The organism is Mucilaginibacter gossypii, assembly GCF_900100945.1.
Lineage (GTDB): Bacteria > Bacteroidota > Bacteroidia > Sphingobacteriales > Sphingobacteriaceae > Mucilaginibacter > Mucilaginibacter gossypii.
The window spans coordinates 75,856-101,575 of the sequence record NZ_FNCG01000007.1; the positions used below are offsets into that span (position 1 = coordinate 75,856).

The following is a 25,720-nucleotide window of genomic DNA, read 5'->3' on the forward strand; positions in this document are numbered from 1 at the left end:
TCCCTTAACAATAAAACTTTGTTATTACCTTGCAAAGTTCAAGCTTAGCCCGGATTCTTTTACATGAACCACACTCAACAATCAGATGAAGATTTATTTGCCGCAGTGAAACGTCATGATAAAAAGGCGTTTACCCTGCTTTATGATCGTTACTGGGAGCTGGTTTATAAAAAAGCTTTTTCCTATTTGCATGATACCGACACCTGCATGGGCATTGTAAACGACATATTTGTTAATATTTGGGAAAAGCGGGATGCGCTCAAAATCATTACATTTAAAAACTACCTGGCCTCGTCCGCACGGTACCGTGTATACAACGCTATAAAAGCAAGTCATACCTCGCCGGTAAAATATGTCCCAGATTACGAAAAGCTGGATGACTTACGTGTTGAATACAATCGCGCCGAAACCAGTTTTGAAGTTATCGAACTCAGCACTGACCTGGATAAATTGCTCGATAAACTACCTCCGAGATGTAAAGAAATATTCCTTTTAAGCAGGGTAAATCAATTAAGTAACACCGAGATTGCCGAACGACTATCCATTTCAAAAAGAGCGGTTGAGAATCAGATCTCGCTGGCAGTCAAACACCTTAAGCCTCATTTCAAACACTATCCAACGGTTATACTTGTTGCAAAATTGATCCTTTTACACAACCAACTTGGGTTATAGGTAAAAATAGGCTCCAGATTTAAAAAAGCGGACACTTTATGGAAAGCGTAACATTTTTACCGAAACTCCCTGCTTCAAATTACCGCGCCTGCGAGGCCGCAAATAACGCTGCAACCGATATTGATTTTGCCCGCTATCTGCGATAACGATCACCGGGCATTTACTTGCAAAAACTTTAACGAACAAGGTTCACTAAAGTTAGTAGTCAAACCGCAATACGAAAAGCCCGAATCACTTTGGATCATTGCCCCTAACGAAAACAGCTACGTCAAAAATAATTTCAAAAACAAGCGAGTGAAAGGAAGAATTCAACCTCACTTTTCAAAGACTGACTGGAAATCAATGGTCTGAAACGACCACCTGCTTTTGCGGCGCAGCGCCGGCTTTACGCTTTTTGATCGTTAGGATCACCAGCGGTATACAAAACGCGTTCATCAAAGCCAGCAGCAAAAAAGCGTCCATATAACTCAATAAGAAGGTTTGCCGAACCACGGTATTTTCCAGTCCTCCGATCGCTTGCTGCATCGCCCGCAAATAAGTCGCACCATGCGCCATTAAATTTCCCACAAAGCCCTGCAGCCGCATTTGCGTCGCCGGATCAGCAGCGGTAACATGTGCGACCAGTGCCGTCCGGTTAACCGCAGCCCGATTGGAGATATAGGTATTGATCAGCGCAATACCGAACGAGCCACCCATCTGACGCATCATATTGTTAAGTGCTGCCCCCTGCGGGATGTCTTGCGGTTTCAATTCGGACACTGCCAATGCGGTTAACGGTACGATAAGCAAGGCTGCACCCAGCCCCCGGAATATAAGCGGGATAAAAAAATATGCACTTCCGGTGGCCAGGTTCGATTTTGACATGAAAAATCCAAAAATGGCTGAAAACAAAAATCCCGTAATGATCAGATACTGCGGACGTAAACCGCTTTGAAGCATACGCCCTAAAAACGGCGAGATCATCGCTGCCATCAGTGTACCGGGCAATAACATCGTGCCCGTCTGGAACGCCGAATAACCGATAATACGCTGCGCATATAGCGGGAATACGAAAACCGCACTGAACAGACCAAAGCCCAGAACGAAAGTCATCACCGCCGAGATCGACAGCGTGGCACTTTTAAGCACCCGGAAATTGATCACCGGATATGCTGTGGTTAACTCCCACCAAACCAATAGTATCAAAGCGATCGCTGACACCACGCTGAGTACGATGATATATGTTGCCGCGAACCAGTCATCAGTTTCACCGCGTTCTAAAACGACCTGCAAAGCACCCACACCAACGGCCAGCAAAAAGATGCCGCGCCAATCGATGCGCCGGCCATCTGCAGCACCTTTGGTCGGGCGCAGGTATATAAACGAAAGTAAGGCGGCCATCAGGCCTATTGGAATATTCACATAGAAGATCCACTGCCAGCTTAAATTGTCTACAATATAACCACCCATAACAGGGCCTATAGAGGGGCCGATAATAATGCCCAGACTGAAAATCCCGCTTGCCATACCACGCTCTTTCGGCGGGAAAGTCTCAAACAAAATGGCCTGGGAGGTTGACAATAAAGCCCCGCCCCCAACCCCCTGGATAAAACGAAAGGCCACTAATTCCCATAGGTTCGTGGAAAAGCCGCACATTGCCGAGGCCAGCGTAAATAATAAGATAGAACCAATATAGTATTGCTTCCGTCCAATTTTCTCTGCCAAAAAACTGGTCATGGGGATAATGATCACATTTGCGATGGCATAAGAAGTAATAACCCAGGCCGTATCTTCCAATGAAGCTCCCAGGTTGCCACTCATCGTATTAATCGATACGTTAACGATGGTGGTGTCGATAAGTTCTATGATAGTCGAGGTGATGATCGTAATAACGATGATCCATTTTCTGAATCCGGTTTCCATGCCGCAAAATTAATCCGGACCAACGAACGGCGACTTATAACTATCAAACAACAACTTATAACCATCAAACACAAAGGGTAATTTAAATCATTTATTTGTCATATTGAATTATAATAATCAAATAGTATTTATCTTTGAATCATGGAACCGATCGAAACCCTCGCTGATTTCTACCGCCGGCACCCGGTTGGCGATAAAACCGAATTTCCGGAAAATAATACCGGCCAGGGGCATTTTAATGTTTTTCTGCGGGAGCCGTGCTTAAACCGCTCACCTTTTGGCCGCCGCGATTTTTACAAGGTAGCGCTGGTTATCGGCAAGGGTAAAATGATCTATGCGGATAAGCAGGTTGTCATCGACCGCCAGGCTTTGGTGTTCTCGAGCCCGGCAGTGCCCTCGGCCTGGGAATCAGGCGGCGGTCCGCAAAGCGGATACTTTTGCTTATTTACGCAGGCCTTTATCGAATCTGTCGATTACAAGGGGCGTTTACCGGAGTTTCCGCTATTCCAGGCAGATAAGGGGCATGTACTGGAACTTGACGAGCCGCAATTAGCGCTGGTCTCCGGCCTGTTGAACCGTATGCGTGCCGTAATGGCTTCCGATTACCGGGCTAAATATGATATGCTGCGCAGTTATCTGCGCATACTCATGCACGAATCACTCAACATGCTTCCGGTTGTTCCGGTAGACAGCCATGCCGGGGCCGCGGCACGTATCACTGCGCAGTTCCTGGCCTTACTGGAGCGGCAGTTCCCCATCGATTCGCCCGGACAGTCGATGGCCTTACGCACCCCGGCAGCGTTTGCCCAGGGCTTGGCTGTTCATACCAATCATTTGAACCGTTCAGTTAAAATGATCACCGGGCGCACCACCAGCCGCGTGATCTCGGACCGTATGATCAAAGAAGCCCAGGCGCTGCTACAGCATACCGATTGGAGCATTGCACAAATTGCCGGTGGACTTGGTTTCGAAGAACCGGCATACTTTACCAATTTCTTTAAAAAATACACCGGAACAGCGCCTGCACGCACCCGGGTTTCCGCCTGACCACAATAGGAGCGAACCTTTCATCTTAGAACGCTTTTTTAATGGCGTACATTCTGCACAAAACAGGTTCTTAAAGTTTAAAAAGAAAGCCTGCAATAACTTCAGGATAAACTCGTCCCGATATAATCCTTCCTGAATCACCTGCCGTATATTTTTTTTCATCAGCAGATAAATAACCTGATGAGTATAATTTGTGATTTGATTATACGCGTTCGGATAGTACTTTTTAAGGCCGGGTAAAAGTACAGGGCCAATTTTACGAAATATATAACCAACATGATTTATATGGTTATGTCGACGGTGACGACAACGCCGTCATCAATGCTGAGCAGATCTGTTCAATTTCTTATGTCGACCTTGGAGGCGGCGAAATCATCGCCCTTTCCCCCGATACCATTAAGCCCTGGCGTTTTGGAAATGATCGAAAATGCTATCAGTGATTACCCGCTGCCCTATAAAGGAGATAATTAAGTTTCCGAAGGAAAGGTTTTCGTTAAAACACCAAAGCAGTAAATCTGTATAAAAAAAGGAGAGTCAACCAACTCTCCTTTTTATTTGGCAATCATTATCTGTTAACTGCCTCATCCTATAAAGAACTCCGGGTTGCTTAATTTAATACCAGGCAATTCAAACCAGATCCCTGCCGCACATCCGCTCTGATGCAATTTTGTTGTTGTCCTGTAAACATTGACCGAACGTTAGCGCTGAAAATTAAAGATCCGGCGGTATGAGCTTATGGACCGAAATCTCCATGGCCCGGGCAAGCTGCAATAAAGTATTCATGGTTGGATTGCCAACACCTCTTTCAATCCTGGTAATCTGTGCGTGTCCAATATTTGCTAAATCAGCAAGCCTTGGTTGAGTCAGTTGCTTTTTCTCGCGCTCCTCTCTCAGCCTCATGCCAATTGCTTGAATTGATTTTGCATTTAGACTTTTGTTCACAAAATCTAAATTCAGAGATAAAATCTACCGGAAACTAATCATATATGATCATTTTTCATTATCTTTAACCTTAAGCAACCTACATTAAGCTTTGAAAATGAATGCTTTCGATCAGGACATACTTTTAAACCAGCCATTCGCTGCGCTTTCTTTCAGCGAGGAATTCAGGCAAAAAAGTAAAAAGATGGGATTTTCAACGATAGGAGACATCATTTCCATAGGCCCCCAGGTACTTGTCAGGATGGAACATTTTGATTACATCTGGCTTGGGGAACTTACAGCATTTCTCACCAAACATGGGGTATTGAATTTATTGCAGCCTAGCCAGGGAAATAGCAGGATCTGAGCACACGGGATGCGCTGTCAAAGATCCCAATTGTTTTTGCTGCGGATGACTGATCAACACTGTAGTAAGCATTGCTAAGGCTATCCGCGGAAATCTGATCCTGTTTTTTTGTGACAAAAACAGCGGCCGAATGGTCAAAGATCGCCGACAACGAAACGCTACCGTAAAAGCCTGACGAATATAATGCCCGGATCATACAAGCCAGATGTTTGACGGAGATATTGAGCGGTAATTTCGCAAACGGTAATCCGGGGGGAACTGTCGTCCGGCCTCCCAAATTACAGAGTGCACGGTACCCGTTCAACCATTCTTTATACATTGCTCCGATAGACGGCCAGTTGCTATCGAATGACAGTGTATTTGAGCTATCATGGGCAGGTATGGCCAGGCTGAGCTCCAGCAAACGCTTTTCCCGTTCTGCAAGAGGCAAGCCGTAAAGTGCTGCCATGACTCTTTCCCGCAGAAAATCCATAAAATGAAGATGGTTGAAATTGAGCGCGATCAGCAGGGCGATCAGATTTTCGTCTGTCAACAATGCGGGGACCCGGCAAATGCAGTCAAGCTCAGAAACCAGCCGCTCACGATAAAAAAGGGCGCCTATAGTAAGATCATCGGCCGGTAGTTCAAGATAAAGGGGGGAAAGACATTTTGCGAGACATGTTTTGAAAGCAAGACTAATCGACATTTTTTGCAATCGCTCCAGCATATCCCTGTTTCCAGGTTCGTTCAACCGCAACCGATAAGCACAATACTGTCGGGGCGCTGATTGCAACTGGTCAATATAAACGCGATAGAAGTGCAGCAAATAGTCCATCAGCTTGTAAAGTTCATCTGAAAGCTCCCCGAGCACATCGCAGTCATTCTCCATGATCAGCCCGGAAAGAAACTTAAAATGAAAATCAAAGTAGCGGCGGATCGATGTATCGCTTTCAGCCGAAAAAGCCGCGGCCGTCCAGGCATCCCTGACACGGTCGCAGCTTGCTTTAAGGTGTTCGCTAAAACCTGAACTGAGATCAGCAGCAATTTGCCCAGCAATAACCTGCCGGTTTTGAATTGTCGTCAATATTTCCAGCTCATTCTTCAGCATTTCCCTATCTAAGCATTGTAAATGTGGGTTGTTGAAATACTTGTTGTGCAAGTTGTCGTCGGATCGGTACCGGTAGACGTTTCAAACATTTTTACCGCGCTGGGCTTACTGTACCCATAAAGTTTTGCGGTTTTCGGTGCAGTTAATTTTAATTTTTCTGTTTTCATAATTATTTATTTTTAATATTAATAAGTATTAGATAAATTGAATATAAAAAAACGAAAATGACGTATTTGGCGGTGTAAACGACATAAATGCAATGGTATCTCCCACTAGGCGCACGAAGCGGATTATAATTTTTCATGTCATATGCTGGTTATTTTATATCAGTTATGAATTGTTGTTTTTGATTTTTTTATATCATATAAAAAGCCCGTTCAGTAATTACGCTTTCTTCTATGGCTGTAACATCATGCTTTTTTACTGGCACTTTCATACCTTAAACTGTTACCTTAACCGGACACCATCACGTTATTGGCTGATGAGCCTGATGATTTTGACGGAAATGGCGGTTATCATGATAATTAAAATATCGAGGGATTATTTTTTCATGTTAAATACCCTACCGGATAAGCAGTTTTGGGTTCAGCTAAAACAAACCTCGGGGCTTGATTTCAACCGGACTATACAATACCTGTTCTTTTCGACGGTGATCTGGTCTGCAGTCAATTTCGGCAGGTTTCGTCGTCATACGGCAGAGGCTTTACTAAAGAGCGCGCTTACCGATAAAGCGAATACTGAACTGAAATACCAGTTTGCTGAGGCCCAGAATGCTTTCCTGAAACAACAGATCAATCCGCATTTGCTGTTTAATACCTTAAATGCCATTTACAGCACGGTTTACCAGCACTCCCCCGAAGATTCAAGATCGGTACTGTTGCTGTCCGATATCATGCGGTACAGTTTTAAAGACCCCGGACCGGGGGGCCGTGTTCCGCTTGCAGAAGAGATCAGGCAGGTGGAGAATCTGATCGATTTAAACTCATTTCGCTATCATCATATGATCCGTCCGGATTTCCGTGTAACAGGCGAAGCTGGCGCGCATACAATCATCCCGCTAGTACTGATCACATTGACGGAGAATATGTTCAAACACGGCGATCTTCGGTTATCGCCACATGCTGTTGAAATCACCATCAGCAAAGGCGGACAACTACGGTATGTCACCCAAAACGTACCCAAAGTGCTAAGACCGGCTGAGCCGGGCAGCCATGTCGGGTTAAAAAACACTAGGCTCAGACTGGATTACGCTTACCCGGACAATTACCGGCTTGAGCTGACAGAGACAACCGAATTATTTACCCTTGAACTCCATATCAATTTAGCTTATGACGGTAGCAATCATTGACGACGAACCACCTGCAGTAAATCTACTTACTGCATATATTCAAAGAACAAAGTCGCTGGTACTCCAACACACCTTCACCGATCCGATGGACGCCCTCGGCGAATATAATCGTCCGGTCCCTCCCCAGCTAACCCTGCTTGATATCGATATGCCCGGCATGAACGGAATCGACTTTGCCAGGATCATCGGTTCAAAAACTAAAATCATCCTGACCACCTCCTTCAGGGAATACGGGCCGGAGGCGTTCGACCTCGCGGTATCCGATTACCTGCTGAAGCCTTTTTCGTTCGAGCGTTTCGTTGAAGCGGTGCAAAAAGTGTCGCCAGTTTTCCCCGCTGTTTCCCCGCTGGCCGACTTTTTCTTCGTCCGTACGGAAAGCCGTGGCAAATATCTCCGGGTAACGATAGCGGATATTATCTTCGTCGAAAGTCAGGATAACCTGGTTTATATATCCGGGACCGGCGGGATCATTACCGGCATGCATAAACTTGGTGATGTCCAGTCCTGGTTGCCTGCCCGGCAGTTTTGCAGGGTCCATCACTCCTTTATTGTTAATCTTGCCGAGGTTTATGCTGTAGATCACGGGCAGATACACCTGAAGAACGGCAGCATCATCCCGGTTGGCCGGCAATACAAGGACCGGTTTATGGAGCGGCTCCAACAACTGCTTATCGGCAGTCATACTTAATCATCGGCAATCGGGCATTTGCTGCTTTAAAGCAGTCATACCGAGCTTGAGCAGGCAGTGCCATATAAAGGCTTCGTGCCGGCGCTGACCGGACGAAAAAATACGGTTGACCTGCATGTGCACCATGTCGGCAATCAACTGCTGCCTTACGGGAAACGGTAATCCGGCGGAAGCCGCCGATAACCGGCGTAATGCTGACTCAAGCAGGCCCGAGAGGGCCTCCCCGCCGCCTTTTCCGATCAGTGCGGTCAATCCTGGCCGTAAGTCCCGAAAACGTCCATCCATTGATGTTTTCAATTTCTTTTCTCCGCCGTGCTCTGCGAGGAATGCTGCTGAGACCCATTTGCACAGTCCGACTATCTGTTCCCGGTTCCCGTCGAAGAAAACAGTGACCATCCCGTAACAATGCAGGACTGGCCACAAGGGATCGGTCCTACCCTTCCCTGCCCGGTTAAGCTCCAAATACCGGACTACATCTTCACTGCCCCTGAAAAACACATCTTCGACTTTTTCAATGAGTCCTGCCGTATAACGACCCGTCTCAGGCCGGTAGGTATCAAAGTATATTTTTTGGACAAGGCCTGTTTGACGTATGTCTCCGGTGAGGCATTGCAATTCATATTGTATGTTTTCGACATCAGCACTACCGACCCGGAAGCGAACGCGGAGATGGCTATCCGGATCATAATACCGTACAAAAAACCATTGACTAATCCGGGCTTTGTTTTGTTCAATCCATGGGATCAGTGTGTCCAGTAAAATAATTTCGCCGCTTTGATCGGTTGTGTAAATTTTTATATAAATCCAGTCCGTGCGCTTTGGAGCATCAGGGACGGCGGAATACCGGGAAAGGTCCCGGCCTGGCGGAAAATAAACCGGATCCGGGTTAACCAGTGAAACGATAAACTGTGAACAAAAATTATCGCCCCCTCTCTTTAAGCCACTTGTGTCGTTTCCGATAAACTCGGTAATTACTGAATTTGCGGGATCCTGCAGCACCTCCAGGAAGAAATGGGCCTCCTGGTCATCTGAAAGATCAAATACCATTTGCTGGTCGCCCCTGCCTGCCATAATCCTTACCGGAATCCCCCGCTTCCGACAGAATAAATGTAACCGGCTTATCGATAAGGGCTGGACGGTCAGTTCATCTATTTCCGGTTGCGATACATGCCAGCGCGCCAGGCTCAGCACACTTTGCGCGTATTGAATCCTTGGATAAAAGTTCATACCGGGAAATAGTTTTTGAGGATCAAAATCCAGGTTCGCCCGTACGGACTTATATTGCAGGGCGCACAAGAACCGGAACAGCGGCATGTCGTTATGATGGTAGTTAAAAGCAGTCGGCAGGCGGGCGATCACCCTTTTGCCGGTGACCCGGTGAAGAAGCAGAATCTCTCCCGCCTGTATGCATACCTCCAGGTCCGCGGGTAAAATGCTGTGTGGGGCGGGGAAGCAATTCAGCGGGATCACAAATTTATAAACCGGGCTGCGCCGGTTAATATTATCGGTTTTCAGGTGGCTGAACTGCAAAATCTCCGCAAATAAAACATCCGGGTTCGCAACAGTTTCCGCCGCTGCGACAGTGCTGCAAAAACTACCGAAATCACTGCTGAAAGCTGAAAACCGACCGGTTAACGCAGTTGCTGTCGCCCCGCCGGTATTGTGCAATATCAGCTTTCCGTCGCCGGTTGAACAAAAAACACTCAGGGAGGGAGGCAACGGCAGCCCGGACGGAGGCAGGCCGGCCAGGTCATGATCAGTAAGGATAACGGGGTCCCAATCCCCCCGTTTTCTGTCTTGCAGCCAAATCCTCATAAAAAGTTGATGAACCGGCGTCCATAGCACCTGCTCCGCTTGCTGATACGCTTCCCGGAATTCCAGGCCTTTTAAAAGCTCATGATCCCCGGCATGCTGAAAGCCATCAAAAGCGATCCCGAGATCAGGATCGAGCGCCTGCAGCAAAGGGACTTTCTCATCGCCAAATTTAAGCAGGAAATCTGCGCTGAATTTATCCAGGGCGTTTTTCGGCGGAACTGGTGCCAGCAGGTCAAGTATTCGGATCGTTGCCCGTATCTCCTGCTGCCAGTGTTCCTCCAGACCAGTCAAACCATCAGTTTCCAGCCCCGCGTATAAGGACGGTTGCGCAAAATCACCTTTTGAACCGGTCTGTTTATCCCCCAGGGCAGCCGGCAAAACCAGGCCCTCGGTATAATCCAGGGTGAGCTTTTTGTAGTTGCCAACTTCCAACAGTAAAGATACCTTGCTATCGGCCAGTAATACCTGCTCCTTTAAAAGATAATCCAGGTGAGCGCTTGCTTCCTCAGGGGTGCAGTCCGTAAGGTCCACCAGGTACCGGATCAGTTCGTCCGCCGCTGCGGTCCTGCCTGTAATACATGCCAGCAACAGCTCATCAGTCTCGTTGTGCTCCAGCATATAAATAAAAAACAGCAACTTTCCGGAATCAGCCAATTCATAACGGCTGTAACGCCAGCCCGTGTTCATTTTATATAATGTAGGATTAACTGAGATCAGCGCACCGGCTTTCATTGGAGAACCATCCCGGAGATCCAGCTCTCTTTTCACCGATGGCAGCAGATGGAGCCAAGATTTCCGGTTCATTCCGTGTTTGGCCGGTTTGCCCTGAAGCCACGTAGCCAGCCCGAAGCCGGCAAAGGCGCCGAACGGCGTTGACCGAAAACTCATCCGGTTGAAGAACTTCAGGGCAGTCAGCCGTTCTTTTTTGTTCAACAGATCAAAGTCAAAACCCTTCTTGTCAAGTTCTCTGTAGAATTCGGGCGAGGCCAGCCAAAGGGCATTTTTAAAGACATTCAACCCTAGCGCAGCGCGCAGCGCCTCCACCCGGTATGCCGATGAGCTAAAAACAGGCTGCCTGACGAACACCTGGTCCAAAAACACAATTCGCTTGCTATCAATCATATCACTAACAAAAAGACAGTTTACCACCCATTTACCACTGTTTTACGGTTTTCTTCCCACCGTACTTTGTTCCAGACAATCACCGGAACATGAAAACAACCATTCAATCCTTGCTTATTTCACTACTGATCATGCTGTTTATCTACGCAGCCTTAAGTAAACTGCTAACCTTTTCAGACTTCAGGCAGCAGTTATACAATCAGAACTTTTCACACGATTTCGCCGCATTACTAACTTACTGCCTGCCTGTCGCCGAGATCGTAACCGCGGGCTTTCTTTCCTTTAAGCGGACGGTACTGACCGGGCTAATTCTCTCGGCAATATTGCTTGTCGCTTTCACGGGTTACATTTCCCTGGTCATGCTGCATTACTGGGACCGCGTACCATGCTCCTGCGGCGGCATCCTCAGCCATATGTCCTGGACAGCGCACCTCATTTTCAACTGGTTCTTCCTGATTTTGAACCTGATCGCCATATACCTGCACCTTTCTGAACGAAAGCAACAGCCTCTATTAACTGACTGATCCAAACAGGGGAAAGCCGAAAACCTGCGAAAAGAGTAGGCAACCATTCATTAACCAAAGTTTTTCCGAATGCTTTTTGATCCAATAAAGCGTTCCCACATCATGAAAGGCATGAAATTGAACCTCGCCGCCATCGCGGTATTATTAGGCACTGGTGCCGCATTCGCCACATCTGCTAAACCGGCTAATGTGAAATGGGGCCTGAGCGGCAGCACTTACATCCAGGTGACAGGTGCTTACAGCTGTGACCCGGGATCAACGGTTTGTACCCGCACCTATCCTGCCGGCCAAAACCCGAACACCAACCCGAGTGGTTACATTTCACAGGAAACCGGGGTATTTGCCCAATAACCCCCGCCTGATCCGTTCTGCAACCGGCCTCGCGCCGGTTGTTTTTTGTTTTTATCTTTCGTTCTGCTCGATATCATTCGCCAGCAGCTCCTGCTGCGGGATCGGGAACAGATATCGTTTGTCCCCCGGTGCCAGTGTATAGGATTTACCCGCTACTGTCCGGCTGAGCGTCGTGGCGAACGCGGGATCTTTGTTGAGCCGCCGGAGATCGCTCCAGCGTATGCCGCGAAACACGAGCTCCTTTCGCCGTTCGAGGAGTACTTTTTTTAAAAGTTCGTCCTTGCTGCTCACGGTAAAATCCTGATAGGTTCCTGTGCGCCACCTGGATTTCAGCAGAGTGTTCAGGTCTGCCAGGGCATCACCCGTTTTCCCCTGCCTTGCCAGGCATTCGGCACGGATCAGGAAAAGCTCGTCGACCGCGAGCCCGCCGAACAGCTGCAGCCGAAACCCGGTATAGCGCCCTTTGAAATAGGTATTTGGTCCGCTACCGGCGAAAAAGACCGGTCTGCGCAGGTCGTCTGCGGCATAAAGGCTGAATAAGTCGGGGGCTACCGTTGTCCTTGTCGAGGAGCTGAACCCATAGCTGATCAGTTTATCATAAAAGATCACTTCCGGGTTATCAGCCGCGGGGATATAAGGAAAAGGATTGGCCGCGAGCGTATCTAGTCCGTTATAGTCGGTCAGGTTATGATTTCGGCTGAGCGCCGCTGTCGCGTAGGTTGCGGCCCGGGTGTAATCCCCCATGCTGAGCAAGACCCTGGCCAGCAGGGCCTCGGCCGCTGTTTTGGAGGGGCGGTTTTTGTAAGCGACCTGGCCGGGCAGGAGCTGATCAGCTTCGGTCAGGTCATGGATCACCTGGTCGTACACCTGCTTCAGGTTGCCCCGGCCGGCCTTTACGTTGACATCGGCCGTCAGCCTGAGCGGAATACCGGGAAGGGTTCCGGCTGAAGCCGGATCGTAAGCAGCAGCAAAGAGCTGCGCCAGGTTATAAAACGCAAAGGCCCGGTGAAACAGCGCGCTTCCCCTTGCCGTATTCCAGCTTTCCTGTTCTGCGGCTGCGGGTTTCAGGGCAGCGAGGCCATCCAGCACGATATTCGCATAGAATACCTGCTGGTAGGGCATATTCCAGTCCGGGCAGGGCTGTCCTTCATAGATATCTGCCGCCCATATATAGCTGTTTTTTTGTAATTCGGAGGTCAGCGCGGTAAAGCCTGCGTCTCCGGTCCGGTAATCGTCCGAGCCGATCTCCTGCAGGGCGGGGCTGTTATTGAACACCGTCATATTGTCCATCAGTGCTGTAAAATCGGCGTATGTCTCCGGTACGAGGACGGATTTATCGGGTGCTTTCTTCAAGTAACCGTTCTGGCAGGCGCACATCAGACAGGCTACAGCCAGTAAGGCGATCTGTAAAATGGGATGTATTTTCATATACTTGCTGTTAATCAGTTTAATTTTCCTTGCTTTAAAAATCTCCCCGCAGCCCCAGGGCGACCGTGCGCACCGGCGGATAATCGGCCGATGGGTAATCCGGGTCGAACCTGGTTTTGGTGGCCTTCCAGATGATACCGATGTTGTTGGCATACAGGTAGACCTGCAACCTGCTGAAAGGCAGTCCCCGGTTGGCGGAACGCTTGAATTCATACGCCAGGCTAATATCCTGCAGGCGGATGTTACCCGCTTTTTCCACGGTTGCCGAGGAGTAGTTGTAAAAACTGTCCCGGGCATTATCGATCGATGCGGGCAGTGAAGGGACCGTCGTATGGTGCTCATCACCGGGCTGCTGCCAGCGCTCGGCATACCGCCCCTCGTAATACCCGGTACTGTTCAGTACACTGGCGTAGTAAATACCACGCTGGCGGAAGTAATAACCGAAACGGTAACTGATGTTGGCGGACAGGGAAAAGTTTTTGTAGGTAAATGTGTTCCGGAACGCGCCGAAAACAACGGGCCTCGCAGGTCCGTTATAAAGCAGGCTGTCGGGCCTGGCCGCCGCCAGTATACCGCTGTAATCTTTACTGGGCTGGCCGTTCAGGTCCCCCCGCGGATCCCCGGTTTGGGGGTCCAGGCCCGCAAAACGGTAGCTGTATACGGCGTAGAATGGCCTTCCCGCCAGTGGGAATACCTCATTGTCTGCCAAGCTGGAGTAGGAGCCGGCATCCTGCTTCAGCGCGTAATCAATTACTTTGTCGGTTACGTAGCTTAACAGTAAACTGCTCTGCCATTGGAAGGCCCCGGTCAGGTTCCTGGAATTGAGGGTGATATCGATGCCGTGCCCCCGGGTGTTCGCGGTGTTGCCCCTGAAGGTCGTGATACCGGCCGAAGGGGCGTAGGGAATATCGCCGATCAGGTCGAGGCCGCGTTTGAAATAGGCCTCGATGGTTCCGCTCAGGCGGTTGCCCAAACCGACAAAATCAATGCCTGCATTGATCACCCTGACCCGCTCCCAGCGCAGTTCCGGGTTGGGCGGGTTGATCACTTCAGCGTAGGTCGTATTGATGGGGTTCCCGGTCAGGTATTGTGCCGTGGTATAGGCGGATATCGATTTATTGACATTGCCGTTATAGCCATAAGTCAGGCGTAATTTGAGGCTGGGCAGCCATCCGACCTGGTAGAAGGCTTCCTTACTGATGTTCCAGCTGAGCCCGGCGGAATACAGCGGAACGCCCTGCTGGTTCGCTTTCACGCCGAAGAGGTTGCTCCGGTCAAGCCTGCCGCTGCCCGAAACCGTATAACGGTCAAGAAACGTGTAGGCGGCATTCGCATAATAGGACAGGTTGCGGTCAGTCAGGTCCGCAAAACTGTTATCGTAAGGCACGGTGCTGAGGTAACCGGGTATTGCATATTGGGGATAATAGCCGGTATAATCCACCGGGAGGGCGGTCGCGTGGGTATCGTCATAACCGTAGGAGCGGTTGCTGCCGGAAAGGGTATGAAATTGCCGGAGCTCATATCCGCCGATCGCGGTCAGGCTGTGTTTCTCCCCCCACTGCCTGTTGAAGCTGAGCTGAGCACGAAAGTCCTCGGTTGTGGCGCTGATGTTCCCGACGTCGAAGATCCCGCCCACCGGGATGGCGTAGGTAAGCCCGCCGGAACCGTCCGCCTGCGTAAAATTATTGATCAGGTTACGGGTATAATAACTGGCGAGGCTTTGCAATTGTCTTTTGTCGGTGATGGACCTGCCGTACTGGTATAATACCGCAGCGGTTAAATACGGCCTGATCTTGTACGAGAGGGCGATGTTGATCCGGTAGTCTGCCGCTGTGTTCCGGTTATCCCCTGTCCGCATTTCCTCCAGCGGGCTGTAGCTCCAGTCGAGCAGGCCCTGCTGCCGGGCGCCGGCTATAAAGCTTTCCCGGTAATCGTGCGTGATGGCCAGGGGATTGCCCGAAGCGTCGGCAAGCCGGGCGTAGGGATACAGGGAGGCACCGTTCCCGCTGTTCAGGCCGATCAGGCCGGTGCCCGGATTGTCCAGTACGGTTTTGGATTGTGTGTAATAAAAGGCGGTGCTGATCTCCAGCTTCTTTTTCAGCAGCGCCAGCGTCTGCCCTGCATTGAAAGTGTACCGCTCATAACCGTTCCGGACAAGATTATCACAGTTATGGTCGTAACCCGCGGAAAGATTGAAACGCTGTATATCCGTCCCTCTGGTCAGGTTCAGTGCGTATTGCTGGCTGATGCTCTTCCGGTAAAAGTATTGATTAAAATCGTCGCGCACATCGTGCGTGGTCAGCTCCCGGATCTGCCGGTCGGCTTCCAATGCGGAGATCTGGCCGTCCCGGCCTGCGATCAGTATTTCGGCTACAGGTGTGATGGCCGGGTTGTTGTACCCGTTTTCTGCCTGCTCATAAAAGCCGGCGGCAAACAATTGCTTTTCCATGGCGGCAAAATCAGCTGAGGACATCCGGGGCTGGTAAAACAAATCGGGCTTCTCCCCCACTGTGGCGGCTGCATTGAACCCGATCTTCAGGGCCTGGTTATACTTTCCTTTTTTAGTGGTGATCACGATGACGCCGTTCCCGGCGCGGGAACCCCAGATCGAAGCTGCCGCGGCGTCTTTGAGTACGGAGATGCTTTCGACGTCGTTCGGGTTAATGTCATTGATGTCGCCGTCGAAAGGAAAATTATCCAGCACGACCAGCGGGTTCGCATTCCCGTAAATGGTATTCTGCCCGCGGATACTGATCAGGTTGGCGCCTGCGGACTTTCCTTTGTTGAACAGCAGCCCGGGGGTTACATCTTCCAGCCTGTCGAGGATACCGGTACTGATCCTGCGGTTCAGCAGCTTGTTGTCCAGCTGTACAAAGGAGCCTGTTGCCCGTTCGGCGGGTACCTGCTGGTAACCGGTGGATACGACCACCTCCGGGATGGCTTCGGCTGCGGGTTCCAGGAAAACTTCGATGGGCTCCGCGTTCAGGGGGACCGGTATTTCCCGGCTGCGAAATCCGATAAAGGAGATTGTTAATACACTTTGTCCTTTAGGGACTGCCAGCCTAAACCGGCCGAGGCTGTCGGTCAGGACCCCCCCGCTGCTTTCTTTGAGATGTACCGTCGCACCGTGCAGGGGCAGGCGGGTTTCCGCCGAGCGGACGGTCCCGGTGACCGGGTTGTCCTGGGCTTGTGCAACTATGGCCGGGACCAGGCAAAGCAAGAATAAATATGTTCGTATCAATGGCTTCATGAGGAATGGTTTTACTGGTAAAAAGCGGTTAATGCCCCGGGGATCCGGCATCACGGATGATGAGCATGTTAATCTCTGCGGGTTTCTTTTCAAATCGCAGACCGTAGGCCGCCAGGGCCCGGTTCACCTCGTTCAGGTCGTTCATCCTGGCGCTGAGCCTGATATCCGCCATCTCCTGATAACCGGTCTGGTCGACCAGGGGATAGGGATAGCCCTGCATGGCGATCTTCATCCGGCTCAGGAAAACGTAGAGGTAGCAGCTTTCAAAATCGCAGCTGAACCCGTCGATGGCTGCCGATGGGGGGCCGCCTGCGGTATGCAGCCGGTCCCGGTTGTCTGTGCGTACCAGTACGAGGCACTCGACTTTCCTTTGCTCGATATGGGCGTCATAAGCATTGAAACAGCTTTGCAGCTGGGCCCGCATGAGGCGGTAGGCTTCTTTTTTTTCTTTTTCGGGCAGCAGCAGTTCATAGCAATAGCCATGGCCCGCTTTCAGCCAGTCGAGGTATGCCCTGCCCCGGATGGCCGGTGGCAGCAGGGCGGTGGTATCCGCTACCTCCACCAGCGTTTCTTTCTGTTCCTTCTGGTAGGCCAGCCGGAACAGGTCGGTGACCGTCTGGTTGCGCGCAGTGATCCTCCTGGCGGGCTCACCGGAATCGAGGTCTACATCCTTGTAGATGCCTGAACCGATACCTTCGATGTAAGGGGAGAGACTGGCCTGCATCAGGGTGTTTGCGGCAGGTGCGCCGGAGCCGAACAGAGGCCGGGTATGGTCATAAACGGTTATGCTATCCCGCTTTAAAGGCATCGGCGCCGCCTGCGGGCCCAGCATGGCGCTGATATGGGCGGCTGTTACTTCGCGGTCATCTGTAATGGCTTTGACGATGCCGTCGGTACCGATCCATACAAAGTGCGGCAGGCTCTGGTGCGGAAAGAGCGCAGCGAGAGTTTTGTCACCGGTTATAATGGGGCCGTGCGCCTCGCGCCCTGTGGCCGCCCGGCGCTTGTCCAGGAAAACCCGTACCGCTGCTTCGCCCTCATAGGCCACCGGCAAAATCTGCAGTTTTCCCCCAAACCTTTCCTGCAGCGAGTCCATCCTCGGCATAACAGCAACGCAGGGCGCGCACCAGGTCGCCCAGAAATCCAGTATCAGCAGTTTACCTTTAAAGACCGACAGATCTTTCCCCGATAAACCGGCACCATTGATTAAACCCGACAGTACCACCGGCGGTACCCTGTCCCCTATCTTTAGCGGAACTATCGTACCTGCACCCGCCTTTATGTCCGTATTTTCCTGTGCCCCCGCTCCGAAAAAAAAGCAAAGCAAGGCCAGGAAGCAAAAAAATCGCTTCATTTTAAATCACATTAAAGAATAAATTATTGAACCAGAACAACCCGGCAGCTGCCGGGAATACTAACCCGCGGTAACCAGGCCGTCATCATTGTTGCCGCCTGTCCCCCGCTCCTGCTTCAACCAGCATCGCTTCTTCCGCAGATGACACAGCGGCCGCTTGTTTTAATTTGCAGATCGTTGATGCCGTTGACCAGGCTGACCAGGCCGTCGAAAAGAATGGCTACATCCTGGATGTCGGGCAGTGCCTTGTCCGTTGTGTTCACGTTTGCCAGGGCAAACCCGCGAAAAGCCTCCCACAGCCTTACCCTCACTTCTTCAGGATCGAAACTTTCAAAAAATACTCGGACCGCCTGCTCGGGCGTTCTGACACCCTGATCTTTCAGGTCTACTACTATTGCACTCATATATGACCAGGAAATAAACGGTAATTAACGACATAGCACAGCCCTTCCGGTGAAAAATTAGTGGTTTCACGGTCAGGCAACAGAAAGAAAACGGCAGCCGGTTTTAATTAACTATTAACGGGGCTGCCGTTTTCAGTATTTATGTAGGGCTTTTTATTACGTTCTTGATGGGGTTTTGGAGGGAGTGGGAAATAACTGTGTTTGAACCAGCATCAATGTGCTTTATATTTTGGAGCGAATTTATAGAATAAAATGGGAATGCAATGCTAAATTCGCCTAAACTAGCCAAAGAATGATAGCAAAATAATAAGGGCAATTTTCTAGTATGCATTTCGAAAGTAATTTTAAACTAACGCAAAACGAAAATGCCGATAAATAACACATTGGGGGCAATGTTTCGTCTTGCCGCGAATGGGGCACCGCTAAGAGCCTTGAGCGTAGCAAGCTGATAGAAACAAAGCCCCCAATGCATAAAAATATGAATGGGGACAATGTCTTACTCTATCATCTCACGCTCTTGGAAAATTAGCGGTTTTCATCTCGCGAGAATCTTGTAAAACTTTGTCTAAATGACTATGAAGTTTCCAAATTTAATAATATTTTAATTATCGAACAGAAGCCAATAGCTGGCTATGCTTCAAACTAAATTTTTATATTTGTTTTTGTCTTCTTCAAAAATACATATTCGTGGATATTAAATAAATAACTTAGGGTTATATTCGTATAACCTTAAGTTATAAATTACTTGCAATGACAACAGGAACAAAGATTAGATTACTTAGAGAACAAAAAGGCTGGGATCAAGGCTTTATTGCTGCAAAATTAGATGTTACGCAACCTGCGATTTCCAAACTAGAGTCTGATCAAACAAAACTTTCGTGGGATAATGCCGTTAAGCTCGGAGAACTTTTTGGTGTTGATCCGGAATACTTTTTCGACTCAGCGGTTAATAATTACGTTTATAATAACCAAAAAGTAAATCAATTATTTAATTCGGAATATACCGAAGTAGATATTGAACACTTCAAACAATCTTACGAAAGCCAGATAAAATTAAAAGATGATTTGTTGTCGGCAAACAATAAAATAATTAGCACCTTAGAAGAACATATCAGAGACCTAAAGCAACAAATAATAGAACTAAAGCAAAAAAAGTAGTTTTTTTACAACTCTTACATTTCGCTTTGGCCATGTTAATTAATGCTTCTTTTCATACCTATCTACCAATGGATCTTACTCTTGGATGCTATTCAGAATAATCTATTTCGTTTTAATCCACCCTTAATGACTTGAACTCTTTTAATACTCACCAACCTTTATAATTTGACCTATATGGTTAATTCTTACTTTGATGATATTTTCAAGATATGGTAGGCTCTTTATTGATTTATAGGTTATGTCTTTCAACTCCTTCTTATCTTCAATAACCGTTTCTAAATGATGCCTAAATACATAATCTCTCACTGCCGAATTACCATACATTACTTTCGAAAATTTTTGAACCCTAAATAATTGCGGACTGATCAACTTATTGTTAACAGGATCAAGGAGGTCTATTTCCAGCGGATCGAAATCAGTCGATGGAAATATAAAATATTCGTTTTGTTTCATGGTAAATAGGAACTGCCATCCTAAATGCTGATTATAAGTTTTATCGACCACTGGTAGTCCTTGATTTATGCGTTCCGTTATTACTTTGTACAATGAAACTACTTCGTCCTGCAGATTGCCATTTTCATCCCTGTAAATTGCTACGTGATGATTATTGCCAGTACTTACAAAATCAACAGGAATGGGCCTGCCGCTCTTATCTAATACTTCCCGGCCATGATGGTCTTTTTTAAAATGAAGCGACTCTGCATTTTTCACACCGCTTATCGTCACCCGTTTAATAGCAATCTTGGCGGCTTCATTCAGCCAGATGGGATTTTTATCAAGATTAGAAAATGCCTCTTTTTCCTTTCCACCAAATTCTTTTAGACGTTTGTATAATATTCCTTGTATCCCTTTATCTATTACCTTTTCAATTTTTAAATCGGGAGAAATATCCTTGCGTATGGCATAGTCTTCTTCGAGCCAGGAAAGTTTTAGCACTTCAGGTAGTAAAACTGTGTTTTTTGCATCCAAATAAATAGGGTTTTTACTAAGTGCATTTTTCCCTGTGAATGCTTTTACAGGATCGTTATTATTTTCCTGCAATCGTTTTAAAAGCGCTTCCCTGTATTTCGGCTTCGTGACTTTAGCGATAGTCGCTTCATCAAATTTCCCGCTTACCTTTTCCTCTTTTACAATATATTGCTGTATTCTCCCGTACACAGTTTCTTTATGCAGTTGACCGCGTGGTGTTAGTGTTTTTTGAGGCTCCCTTTCTTTACCGCTTTTAATTTTATTTTTATTTTTTGTCACCACCTTGTTTTTGGCTTTGCACGATACCAATACATTTTCAAGGTGTTTTTTAGCCTCTTCTCTGAAATTCGTTAATGGAGATTTAAATCGCCTTTTTTTGTTCCCACTATCATCTATATGAAAATATGTTTCTTTTTTTTCAATACCAGCTATCGCGTGCCCTAATTTATCGTCATTCTTTCGGGCATTTAGATTATTTAAGTATTGAATGTGGTTATGCTTGGTGAAAGCGATAGTAAGCGCGTCCATCGCGTGGTGCCGGTGGTCATTTCGTTTTGTCCAGTCAACAATGCGTTCTTTAAAGTTACCATCTTTTTTCTCCACCATTTCTGTAAGCAGTTGTTTGCGGTATTTTTCTAAATTTATTTCCTGCATCACATTAACCAAATCCCAATCTTCCCGCAAACGTTGTGTAACACTACCGGTAGTAGATACAATGGTCCTGCAAACCTCATGCAGCATGGTCTTAGCTTTCTTTGCGATGTATTGGCTATCCCGTAGATCCCGGTCTATAAAACCCTCGCCAATCGCATCGCCCTTCATGAGTAGTTTTTTATATTTTGCCTTTCTTTCAGGATACTCTTTTAAATAAGCTTCTACCCTTAATCTGTATTCGCTTAATCTTTCCGCCCCTTTAGTATCAATATAATCGTAAGCTGTAGCATTGTCTTTTGCTTGATTTATCCTCTTTTCTACAATGGTTTTATTGGAAAAGCTATCGTCAAACACCCTTGACTGCGGGATAATGTGCTCTATATCATATTTTTTTGAAAATAGTTCTTCACGGGAAATATATTCATTGGTATATAAATCTTTATATCCATTAAATTTCAATTCATCATAAAGCTTATATCTAACAATATCATTGCGGGTTGGATTTTTGATACCGAACTCCCTTATGAGTAAAAGCCTTATTTCATCATGTTCAACGGTAGCCTTATTAATTTGAGCCGTTGCTTCTTCCCGCTCCTTAAGACTCTTTTTTAATTCCCGGGCCAGTTCAATGCGAATTTCATCGGGCTTACCAAGATTAGGGTCGGCAATGATTGCGTTAACGACATTAACCATTTGATTTAATATTTTTTCTACCACCGGATTTCGCAAGCTGTTTTTTGGAAGCAGATCCAAATAATCCTTTAGAATACGGTTCTCATTCTCCTCCTTTCTTAATTACGAAGAATGATTGTAGCCCGCTAATGCCGTTGCACTGGCAATTTTTTCATCTTTATCCTTTTTTGCAAAAGGATGACCCGCTTTCAGGAATGGCAAAATATTACGGATAGCTTTCGCGCTTAAATTCGCATAATCCAGCCCAAGGTCTGCCTTAGCAAGTATTTGGGCGTGTTCCTTTTTAATTCCAAACTTTGTCTTTAACAATTCAAAAAGTTTGTCGTTGCCTGTGGGAGAATTATCACCTTCATACGAGTACAACAGATGCCACAATTGATAAGCGGGTTGTTTTTCAAAGGCGCTACCCTCTAAATTGCTGTCAAAATCAAGAATGGTTATGTCGATCGAATGGATTTCAAAAAATGACAGTACCGCTGACTTTATTTCGGCAGCGGTTAATACCTCTATATCTATATCATCGTGCCCTTCGTATACCATCATTTTCAAGTAAGCTTCATATAAAAGCTGATTGGGTCGGTTTCCTTCAACAGCTGGAAAATTCAAGTCCCATTCATTGGGTTTATAGCCGAGCAGTTTGAATACCTGTTCTTTTTTTAAATTGCCTTTAATATTCAATTCGTTAAACAGGAATCGTTTAGCATCCAAATCAAATGATAAAACCTCCTTGCTCTTTTTGTTCTGAATTAGAAGGTTATTCAGGTTTTGCCAAATCTTAAACTCTTGAAAAAGAGGAGATGATTTGGGTATAACCTTTGCGCCTATGGTATAACTTACCTTTTTGCCATCCTTTATAATTTCAACCAATTTGCTTTCAAACTCGCAGAAACTAACTAATCCTTTTTGTGATCTTAACTTACGCTGGTAAAAAATAACGATGTCCCTTATTTCTTCTTTAAGAGCTTTCGTAAGTTCAGGATGATACTTTGCTTGTGTTTCCCAAATGGTTTCAAACTCATCAAAATAATCCTGCCGATAAAATACCTGGCCTTTAGTGCGCGTATGAGGATTGTCCTTCAATTGATGATAAAGATACTGGCCGATGGTTTGCCTGTTAAAATATAGTTCTTTACTACGGTCGCTGATTGCACCTAAATACCCGCTCGAATTATTGATATTACCATTAATATCGGCTATAACAAAAGCGGCTTCTTCAATTGATAGTTGTGTATGAATGGCCATACTTCGCCATTTATAGGCTTGCAATTTTTTATCTTCCCTTGTACCTTTATTTTCAGCAGTGTTAAAATTATATTTAGTCCAAAAAATGGCCGAAGTTGCCTTTTGTCCTTTACCTTCAATTGTTCTTTTCAAATCATCATCAAAGACATCCGGGTAATATATAGATTGCAGATCCCATACCTTATTGAACTCAGCGTTCAAATCGGATCTGTAAAAATCAGGCAATGTCTTTTTCCCTTCCTTTAAAAGCTGATAGCACAATTGCCCGGGGGTAAGCTTTTGCTCATAAAGCCTTTTAGCGATGGCCATGCCATCAATTAGCTGGCCTTCATCTTCACTATTGGCTTTACGGCTGCTTTTATAACCCCGCTTTTTGTTGATCATTAATAATACGCGTGCAAATTCGTCCTTCCCTATTTTTCCAACTGCAGCTTTAGCCCTCAACGCATACGTTGAATGGGTAGTGTTTTTATCATTTTCTGCCAACAATGCATGCTCATCAACAATACCTGATTTTTTCAATACATTAATAAGATTTTGACGGCGTTGTTTGTACCGTTGCAAACTTCGCCTGGCACCACGTGCCAATGTGCGACCTGCTGTTACTGAGAATTTCTTGCCTTTTTCAAAGTTGGTTTGCTCATCCGTCGTGAGCGGATTAACACGTACCCCTATTTTTATAATGGATGAGTTTTCATTATCGCTTTCAGCTTCCTTTACGAAAGCCCAACCGATAGAAGTAGTACCGAGATCGAGGCCAAGAATTTTCTTCATGATATGCAATTAGGTTGTGTCTTTGTTTTTCTAAAAATATGTATATATTTACGTCGAAAGCAAATCGCAATAAGGATTATTCCGTTGTGTAAACATTAAGCGCCTCGTCTTACAATACGGGGCTTTTTTATGTCAAATTGTTTCGCGCGCATTCTCAATCAGAAAGACAGCACATCGCTACTGCGAAAATGGAACTATTTTGGACTGCCGAATGCTTATTTGTTCAGGTTCCACCGACTCAGCCAAAACGATTAATTTCCATTTTCAAATATTTCGCCGCCATTATCCTTCATCAATCCAAATGATGTAAATCTAAACCCAATAAAAATTATTTGGTTACGGGTTTCCGCAAACAGGGTGTTACTAAGTACGCTATTTTTATTCGTCACAATATTAAAAAAGCAATTCAAACCATATCACATTCCGGCACTACAGCAGATAGGAAAAATAAGATCATCTATTGCTACCAACTGTAAATGAAATAAACGAACCCGGGACCAAAATTAAAATGGGAAAATATGATCAAACGTACACTTCACTTCAGTAATCCGGCGTATCTAAGTTTAACACAAGGTCAGTTAATTATCGATCTTCCACACTTGAAAATTTTAGGCGAACAGGAATCTAGAAAATCCGTACCTATTGAAGATATCGGAATTCTTGTGCTGGATCACCAACAGATTACCATTACGCACGGATGTATTGCAGCATTATTAGATAACAACGCTGCAATCATCACTTGCAACGATACACACCATCCAACAGGAATGATGTTGCCGATTGATGGGCATGACACACAAAGTGAACGGTTCCGGCATCAGATTGACGCTTCACAACCGTTGAAGAAACAGCTTTGGCAACAAACAATTCAAACCAAAATTTTAAATCAAGCTGCGGTATTAGCAGACCGGGGAATTGCACATGACAACATGTTGTATTGGGCGAAGTCTGTACGTTCAGGCGACCCGGATAATTATGAAGGGCGGGCTGCCGCTTACTACTGGAAAAATGTCTTTCCCAAGAAAGTTGAATTCTTCCGCGGTCGTGAGGGCGATCCTCCCAATAATTTGCTGAATTACGGTTACGCAATTTTAAGAGCCATTGTAGCGCGCGGACTGGTATGTTCAGGCCTAATACCAACATTAGGAATCCATCACCGGAATAAATATAATGCCTATTGCCTTGCTGATGATATTATGGAACCTTACCGCCCGTATGTCGATTTGATAGTTTTAAAGATTATTGATAATGGTGAGAACTTTTTAGAGCTGGGCAATTCCATTAAATCCCAATTATTAGCTATTGCATCTGTTGACGTACGGTTTGAAAAAAGCAGAAGTCCTTTAATGGTTGGCGTACAAAACACAACGGCGTCTTTAGCCAGATGTTACGAAGGAAAGAACAGGAAAATAAACTACCCTGTTATGAAAAATTTTAACCCCAAAAAGGGCGTAACCTCCAACGTTGATGAGGATTTCAAATATGAGGATACAGGAAGTACGATTGAATACAACTTAGAAAACGAATAATATCTCCATTTGATGAATGCGTTTAAATGAATACCGAATTTTGTGGATATTAGTTTTTTTTGATCTACCTACAGAAACTAAAAAGGACAGGCAGATCTACACCAGGTTTCGTAAGGATATTATGAAAGATGGTTTTGGCATGTTTCAATTTTCCATTTACTTGCGGCATTGCAGCAGTCGTGAAAATGCTGACGTTCACATAAAACGTGTAAAAAAAATACTTCCGCCTAAAGGCCATGTAGGTATAATGACCATTACAGATAAGCAGTTCGGAATGATAGAATTGTTTTATGGCAAAGAAGAAAAAGAGCTTCCAGATACCCCGCAGCAATTAGAATTGTTTTAGAATTTCAAATCCGGAAGCCCAAGCAACCGGATTTTCAAATCCTAAATTAGAACACAAGTAACTGATTTTTAAATA

19 protein-coding genes and 1 pseudogene are annotated in these 25,720 nt (G+C 46.5%); 10 read left to right on the forward strand and 10 right to left on the reverse strand.

Features of this window, described 5'->3' with window-relative positions; all coding sequences use genetic code 11:
* Positions 1–63 precede the first annotated feature (63 nt).
* Positions 64–672, forward strand: a complete 609-nt coding sequence (locus BLS28_RS14825; RefSeq protein WP_091168578.1) for an RNA polymerase sigma factor — start codon at positions 64–66, stop codon at positions 670–672.
* Between the two features lie 339 nt (positions 673–1,011).
* On the opposite strand, the gene BLS28_RS14830 is transcribed toward BLS28_RS14825, so the two are convergent.
* A complete protein-coding gene (locus BLS28_RS14830) occupies positions 1,012–2,574 on the reverse strand; it encodes a DHA2 family efflux MFS transporter permease subunit (RefSeq protein WP_091168582.1) in 1,563 nt (520 codons plus the stop codon).
* A 141-nt stretch (positions 2,575–2,715) separates the two neighbouring features.
* On the opposite strand from BLS28_RS14830, the gene BLS28_RS14835 reads away from it, so the two are divergent.
* Positions 2,716–3,621 carry a helix-turn-helix domain-containing protein gene (locus BLS28_RS14835; protein WP_091168586.1) on the forward strand — a complete coding sequence of 302 codons (906 nt, stop codon included), beginning with the start codon at positions 2,716–2,718 and terminating at the stop codon, positions 3,619–3,621.
* A 711-nt stretch (positions 3,622–4,332) separates the two neighbouring features.
* Here the strand turns inward: BLS28_RS14835 and BLS28_RS14840 are convergent.
* Positions 4,333–4,563 carry a helix-turn-helix domain-containing protein gene (locus BLS28_RS14840; RefSeq protein WP_091168589.1) on the reverse strand — a complete coding sequence of 77 codons (231 nt, stop codon included), beginning with the start codon at positions 4,561–4,563 and terminating at the stop codon, positions 4,333–4,335.
* A gap of 97 nt (positions 4,564–4,660) precedes the next feature.
* Between BLS28_RS14840 and BLS28_RS14845 the strand changes: the two genes are divergently transcribed.
* Entirely contained in the window at positions 4,661–4,909 is a 249-nt protein-coding gene (locus BLS28_RS14845) for a hypothetical protein (protein WP_091168592.1), read from the forward strand.
* Here BLS28_RS14845 and BLS28_RS14850 read toward each other — a convergent pair.
* Positions 4,884–5,996, reverse strand: a complete 1,113-nt coding sequence (locus BLS28_RS14850) for a hypothetical protein (protein WP_091168595.1) — start codon at positions 5,994–5,996, stop codon at positions 4,884–4,886. The genes BLS28_RS14845 and BLS28_RS14850 overlap by 26 nt on opposite strands.
* Before the next feature lie 8 nt (positions 5,997–6,004).
* Positions 6,005–6,163, reverse strand: a complete 159-nt coding sequence (locus BLS28_RS30840) for a hypothetical protein (RefSeq protein WP_176844468.1) — start codon at positions 6,161–6,163, stop codon at positions 6,005–6,007.
* Positions 6,164–6,546: 383 nt separating this feature from the next.
* On the opposite strand from BLS28_RS30840, the gene BLS28_RS14855 reads away from it, so the two are divergent.
* Both BLS28_RS14855 and BLS28_RS14860 read left to right on the forward strand, forming a co-directional pair.
* Positions 6,547–7,344 (forward strand): sensor histidine kinase, encoded by a 798-nt coding sequence (locus tag BLS28_RS14855; protein WP_176844469.1) that lies wholly within the window; start codon positions 6,547–6,549, stop codon positions 7,342–7,344.
* Positions 7,325–8,032: a LytR/AlgR family response regulator transcription factor gene (locus BLS28_RS14860; protein WP_091168601.1), complete on the forward strand. Its 708-nt coding sequence runs from the start codon at positions 7,325–7,327 to the stop codon at positions 8,030–8,032. Before BLS28_RS14855 ends, BLS28_RS14860 begins: the two co-directional genes overlap by 20 nt.
* On the opposite strand, the gene BLS28_RS14865 is transcribed toward BLS28_RS14860, so the two are convergent.
* Positions 8,033–10,969 (reverse strand): lantibiotic dehydratase, encoded by a 2,937-nt coding sequence (locus BLS28_RS14865; RefSeq protein ID WP_091168605.1) that lies wholly within the window; start codon positions 10,967–10,969, stop codon positions 8,033–8,035.
* 110 nt (positions 10,970–11,079) lie between these two features.
* Between BLS28_RS14865 and BLS28_RS14870 the strand changes: the two genes are divergently transcribed.
* Complete coding sequence (locus BLS28_RS14870) at positions 11,080–11,493, forward strand: MauE/DoxX family redox-associated membrane protein (protein WP_218134421.1); 414 nt, start codon at positions 11,080–11,082, stop codon at positions 11,491–11,493.
* Between the two features lie 102 nt (positions 11,494–11,595).
* Positions 11,596–11,844, forward strand: coding sequence for a DUF6520 family protein (locus tag BLS28_RS14875; protein WP_091168610.1), 249 nt, complete (start codon positions 11,596–11,598; stop codon positions 11,842–11,844).
* A gap of 51 nt (positions 11,845–11,895) precedes the next feature.
* On the opposite strand, the gene BLS28_RS14880 is transcribed toward BLS28_RS14875, so the two are convergent.
* The 4 genes from BLS28_RS14880 to BLS28_RS14895 all read right to left on the reverse strand — a co-directional run bounded on the left by BLS28_RS14880 (position 11,896) and on the right by BLS28_RS14895 (position 18,280).
* A complete protein-coding gene (locus tag BLS28_RS14880) occupies positions 11,896–13,272 on the reverse strand; it encodes a RagB/SusD family nutrient uptake outer membrane protein (RefSeq protein ID WP_176844470.1) in 1,377 nt (458 codons plus the stop codon).
* Between the two features lie 34 nt (positions 13,273–13,306).
* A complete protein-coding gene (locus tag BLS28_RS14885; RefSeq protein ID WP_176844471.1) occupies positions 13,307–16,522 on the reverse strand; it encodes a SusC/RagA family TonB-linked outer membrane protein in 3,216 nt (1,071 codons plus the stop codon).
* Positions 16,523–16,550: 28 nt separating this feature from the next.
* On the reverse strand, positions 16,551–17,876 hold the full coding sequence (locus BLS28_RS14890) for a TlpA family protein disulfide reductase (protein ID WP_091168621.1): 1,326 nt from the start codon (positions 17,874–17,876) through the stop codon (positions 16,551–16,553).
* A gap of 116 nt (positions 17,877–17,992) precedes the next feature.
* A complete protein-coding gene (locus BLS28_RS14895; RefSeq protein WP_091168624.1) occupies positions 17,993–18,280 on the reverse strand; it encodes a hypothetical protein in 288 nt (95 codons plus the stop codon).
* Positions 18,281–19,030: 750 nt separating this feature from the next.
* Between BLS28_RS14895 and BLS28_RS14900 the strand changes: the two genes are divergently transcribed.
* The gene (locus BLS28_RS14900; RefSeq protein ID WP_091168627.1) at positions 19,031–19,438 is read left to right on the forward strand and encodes a helix-turn-helix domain-containing protein; all 408 of its coding nucleotides are present in this window, start codon (positions 19,031–19,033) and stop codon (positions 19,436–19,438) included.
* A 141-nt stretch (positions 19,439–19,579) separates the two neighbouring features.
* On the opposite strand, the pseudogene cas9 reads toward BLS28_RS14900, so the two are convergent.
* Positions 19,580–23,770, reverse strand: a pseudogene (gene cas9 / locus BLS28_RS31580) (type II CRISPR RNA-guided endonuclease Cas9).
* A gap of 518 nt (positions 23,771–24,288) precedes the next feature.
* Between cas9 and cas1 the strand changes: the two are divergent.
* Both cas1 and cas2 read left to right on the forward strand, forming a co-directional pair.
* Positions 24,289–25,299 (forward strand): type II CRISPR-associated endonuclease Cas1, encoded by a 1,011-nt coding sequence (gene cas1, locus BLS28_RS14910; protein ID WP_091168631.1) that lies wholly within the window; start codon positions 24,289–24,291, stop codon positions 25,297–25,299.
* A 40-nt stretch (positions 25,300–25,339) separates the two neighbouring features.
* Positions 25,340–25,645 carry a CRISPR-associated endonuclease Cas2 gene (gene cas2, locus BLS28_RS14915; RefSeq protein WP_256337437.1) on the forward strand — a complete coding sequence of 102 codons (306 nt, stop codon included), beginning with the start codon at positions 25,340–25,342 and terminating at the stop codon, positions 25,643–25,645.
* Positions 25,646–25,720: the final 75 nt, after the last annotated feature.

What these genes read in the sequence shown, in the direction of transcription:
- BLS28_RS14895 (WP_091168624.1), bottom strand. Translation starts at nt 18,280, where the DNA reads ATGAGTGCAATAGTAGTAGACCTGAAAGATCAGGGTGTCAGAACGCCC.
- BLS28_RS14900 (WP_091168627.1), top strand. Translation starts at nt 19,031, where the DNA reads ATGACAACAGGAACAAAGATTAGATTACTTAGAGAACAAAAAGGCTGG.
- BLS28_RS14830 (WP_091168582.1), bottom strand. Translation starts at nt 2,574, where the DNA reads ATGGAAACCGGATTCAGAAAATGGATCATCGTTATTACGATCATCACC.
- BLS28_RS14880 (WP_176844470.1), bottom strand. Translation starts at nt 13,272, where the DNA reads ATGAAAATACATCCCATTTTACAGATCGCCTTACTGGCTGTAGCCTGT.
- cas1 (WP_091168631.1), top strand. Translation starts at nt 24,289, where the DNA reads ATGATCAAACGTACACTTCACTTCAGTAATCCGGCGTATCTAAGTTTA.
- BLS28_RS14845 (WP_091168592.1), top strand. Translation starts at nt 4,661, where the DNA reads ATGAATGCTTTCGATCAGGACATACTTTTAAACCAGCCATTCGCTGCG.
- BLS28_RS14835 (WP_091168586.1), top strand. Translation starts at nt 2,716, where the DNA reads ATGGAACCGATCGAAACCCTCGCTGATTTCTACCGCCGGCACCCGGTT.
- BLS28_RS14885 (WP_176844471.1), bottom strand. Translation starts at nt 16,522, where the DNA reads ATGAAGCCATTGATACGAACATATTTATTCTTGCTTTGCCTGGTCCCG.
- BLS28_RS14890 (WP_091168621.1), bottom strand. Translation starts at nt 17,876, where the DNA reads ATGAAGCGATTTTTTTGCTTCCTGGCCTTGCTTTGCTTTTTTTTCGGA.
- BLS28_RS14875 (WP_091168610.1), top strand. Translation starts at nt 11,596, where the DNA reads ATGAAAGGCATGAAATTGAACCTCGCCGCCATCGCGGTATTATTAGGC.
- BLS28_RS14865 (WP_091168605.1), bottom strand. Translation starts at nt 10,969, where the DNA reads ATGATTGATAGCAAGCGAATTGTGTTTTTGGACCAGGTGTTCGTCAGG.
- BLS28_RS14825 (WP_091168578.1), top strand. Translation starts at nt 64, where the DNA reads ATGAACCACACTCAACAATCAGATGAAGATTTATTTGCCGCAGTGAAA.
- BLS28_RS30840 (WP_176844468.1), bottom strand. Translation starts at nt 6,163, where the DNA reads ATGAAAACAGAAAAATTAAAATTAACTGCACCGAAAACCGCAAAACTT.
- BLS28_RS14860 (WP_091168601.1), top strand. Translation starts at nt 7,325, where the DNA reads ATGACGGTAGCAATCATTGACGACGAACCACCTGCAGTAAATCTACTT.
- BLS28_RS14855 (WP_176844469.1), top strand. Translation starts at nt 6,547, where the DNA reads ATGTTAAATACCCTACCGGATAAGCAGTTTTGGGTTCAGCTAAAACAA.
- BLS28_RS14850 (WP_091168595.1), bottom strand. Translation starts at nt 5,996, where the DNA reads ATGCTGAAGAATGAGCTGGAAATATTGACGACAATTCAAAACCGGCAG.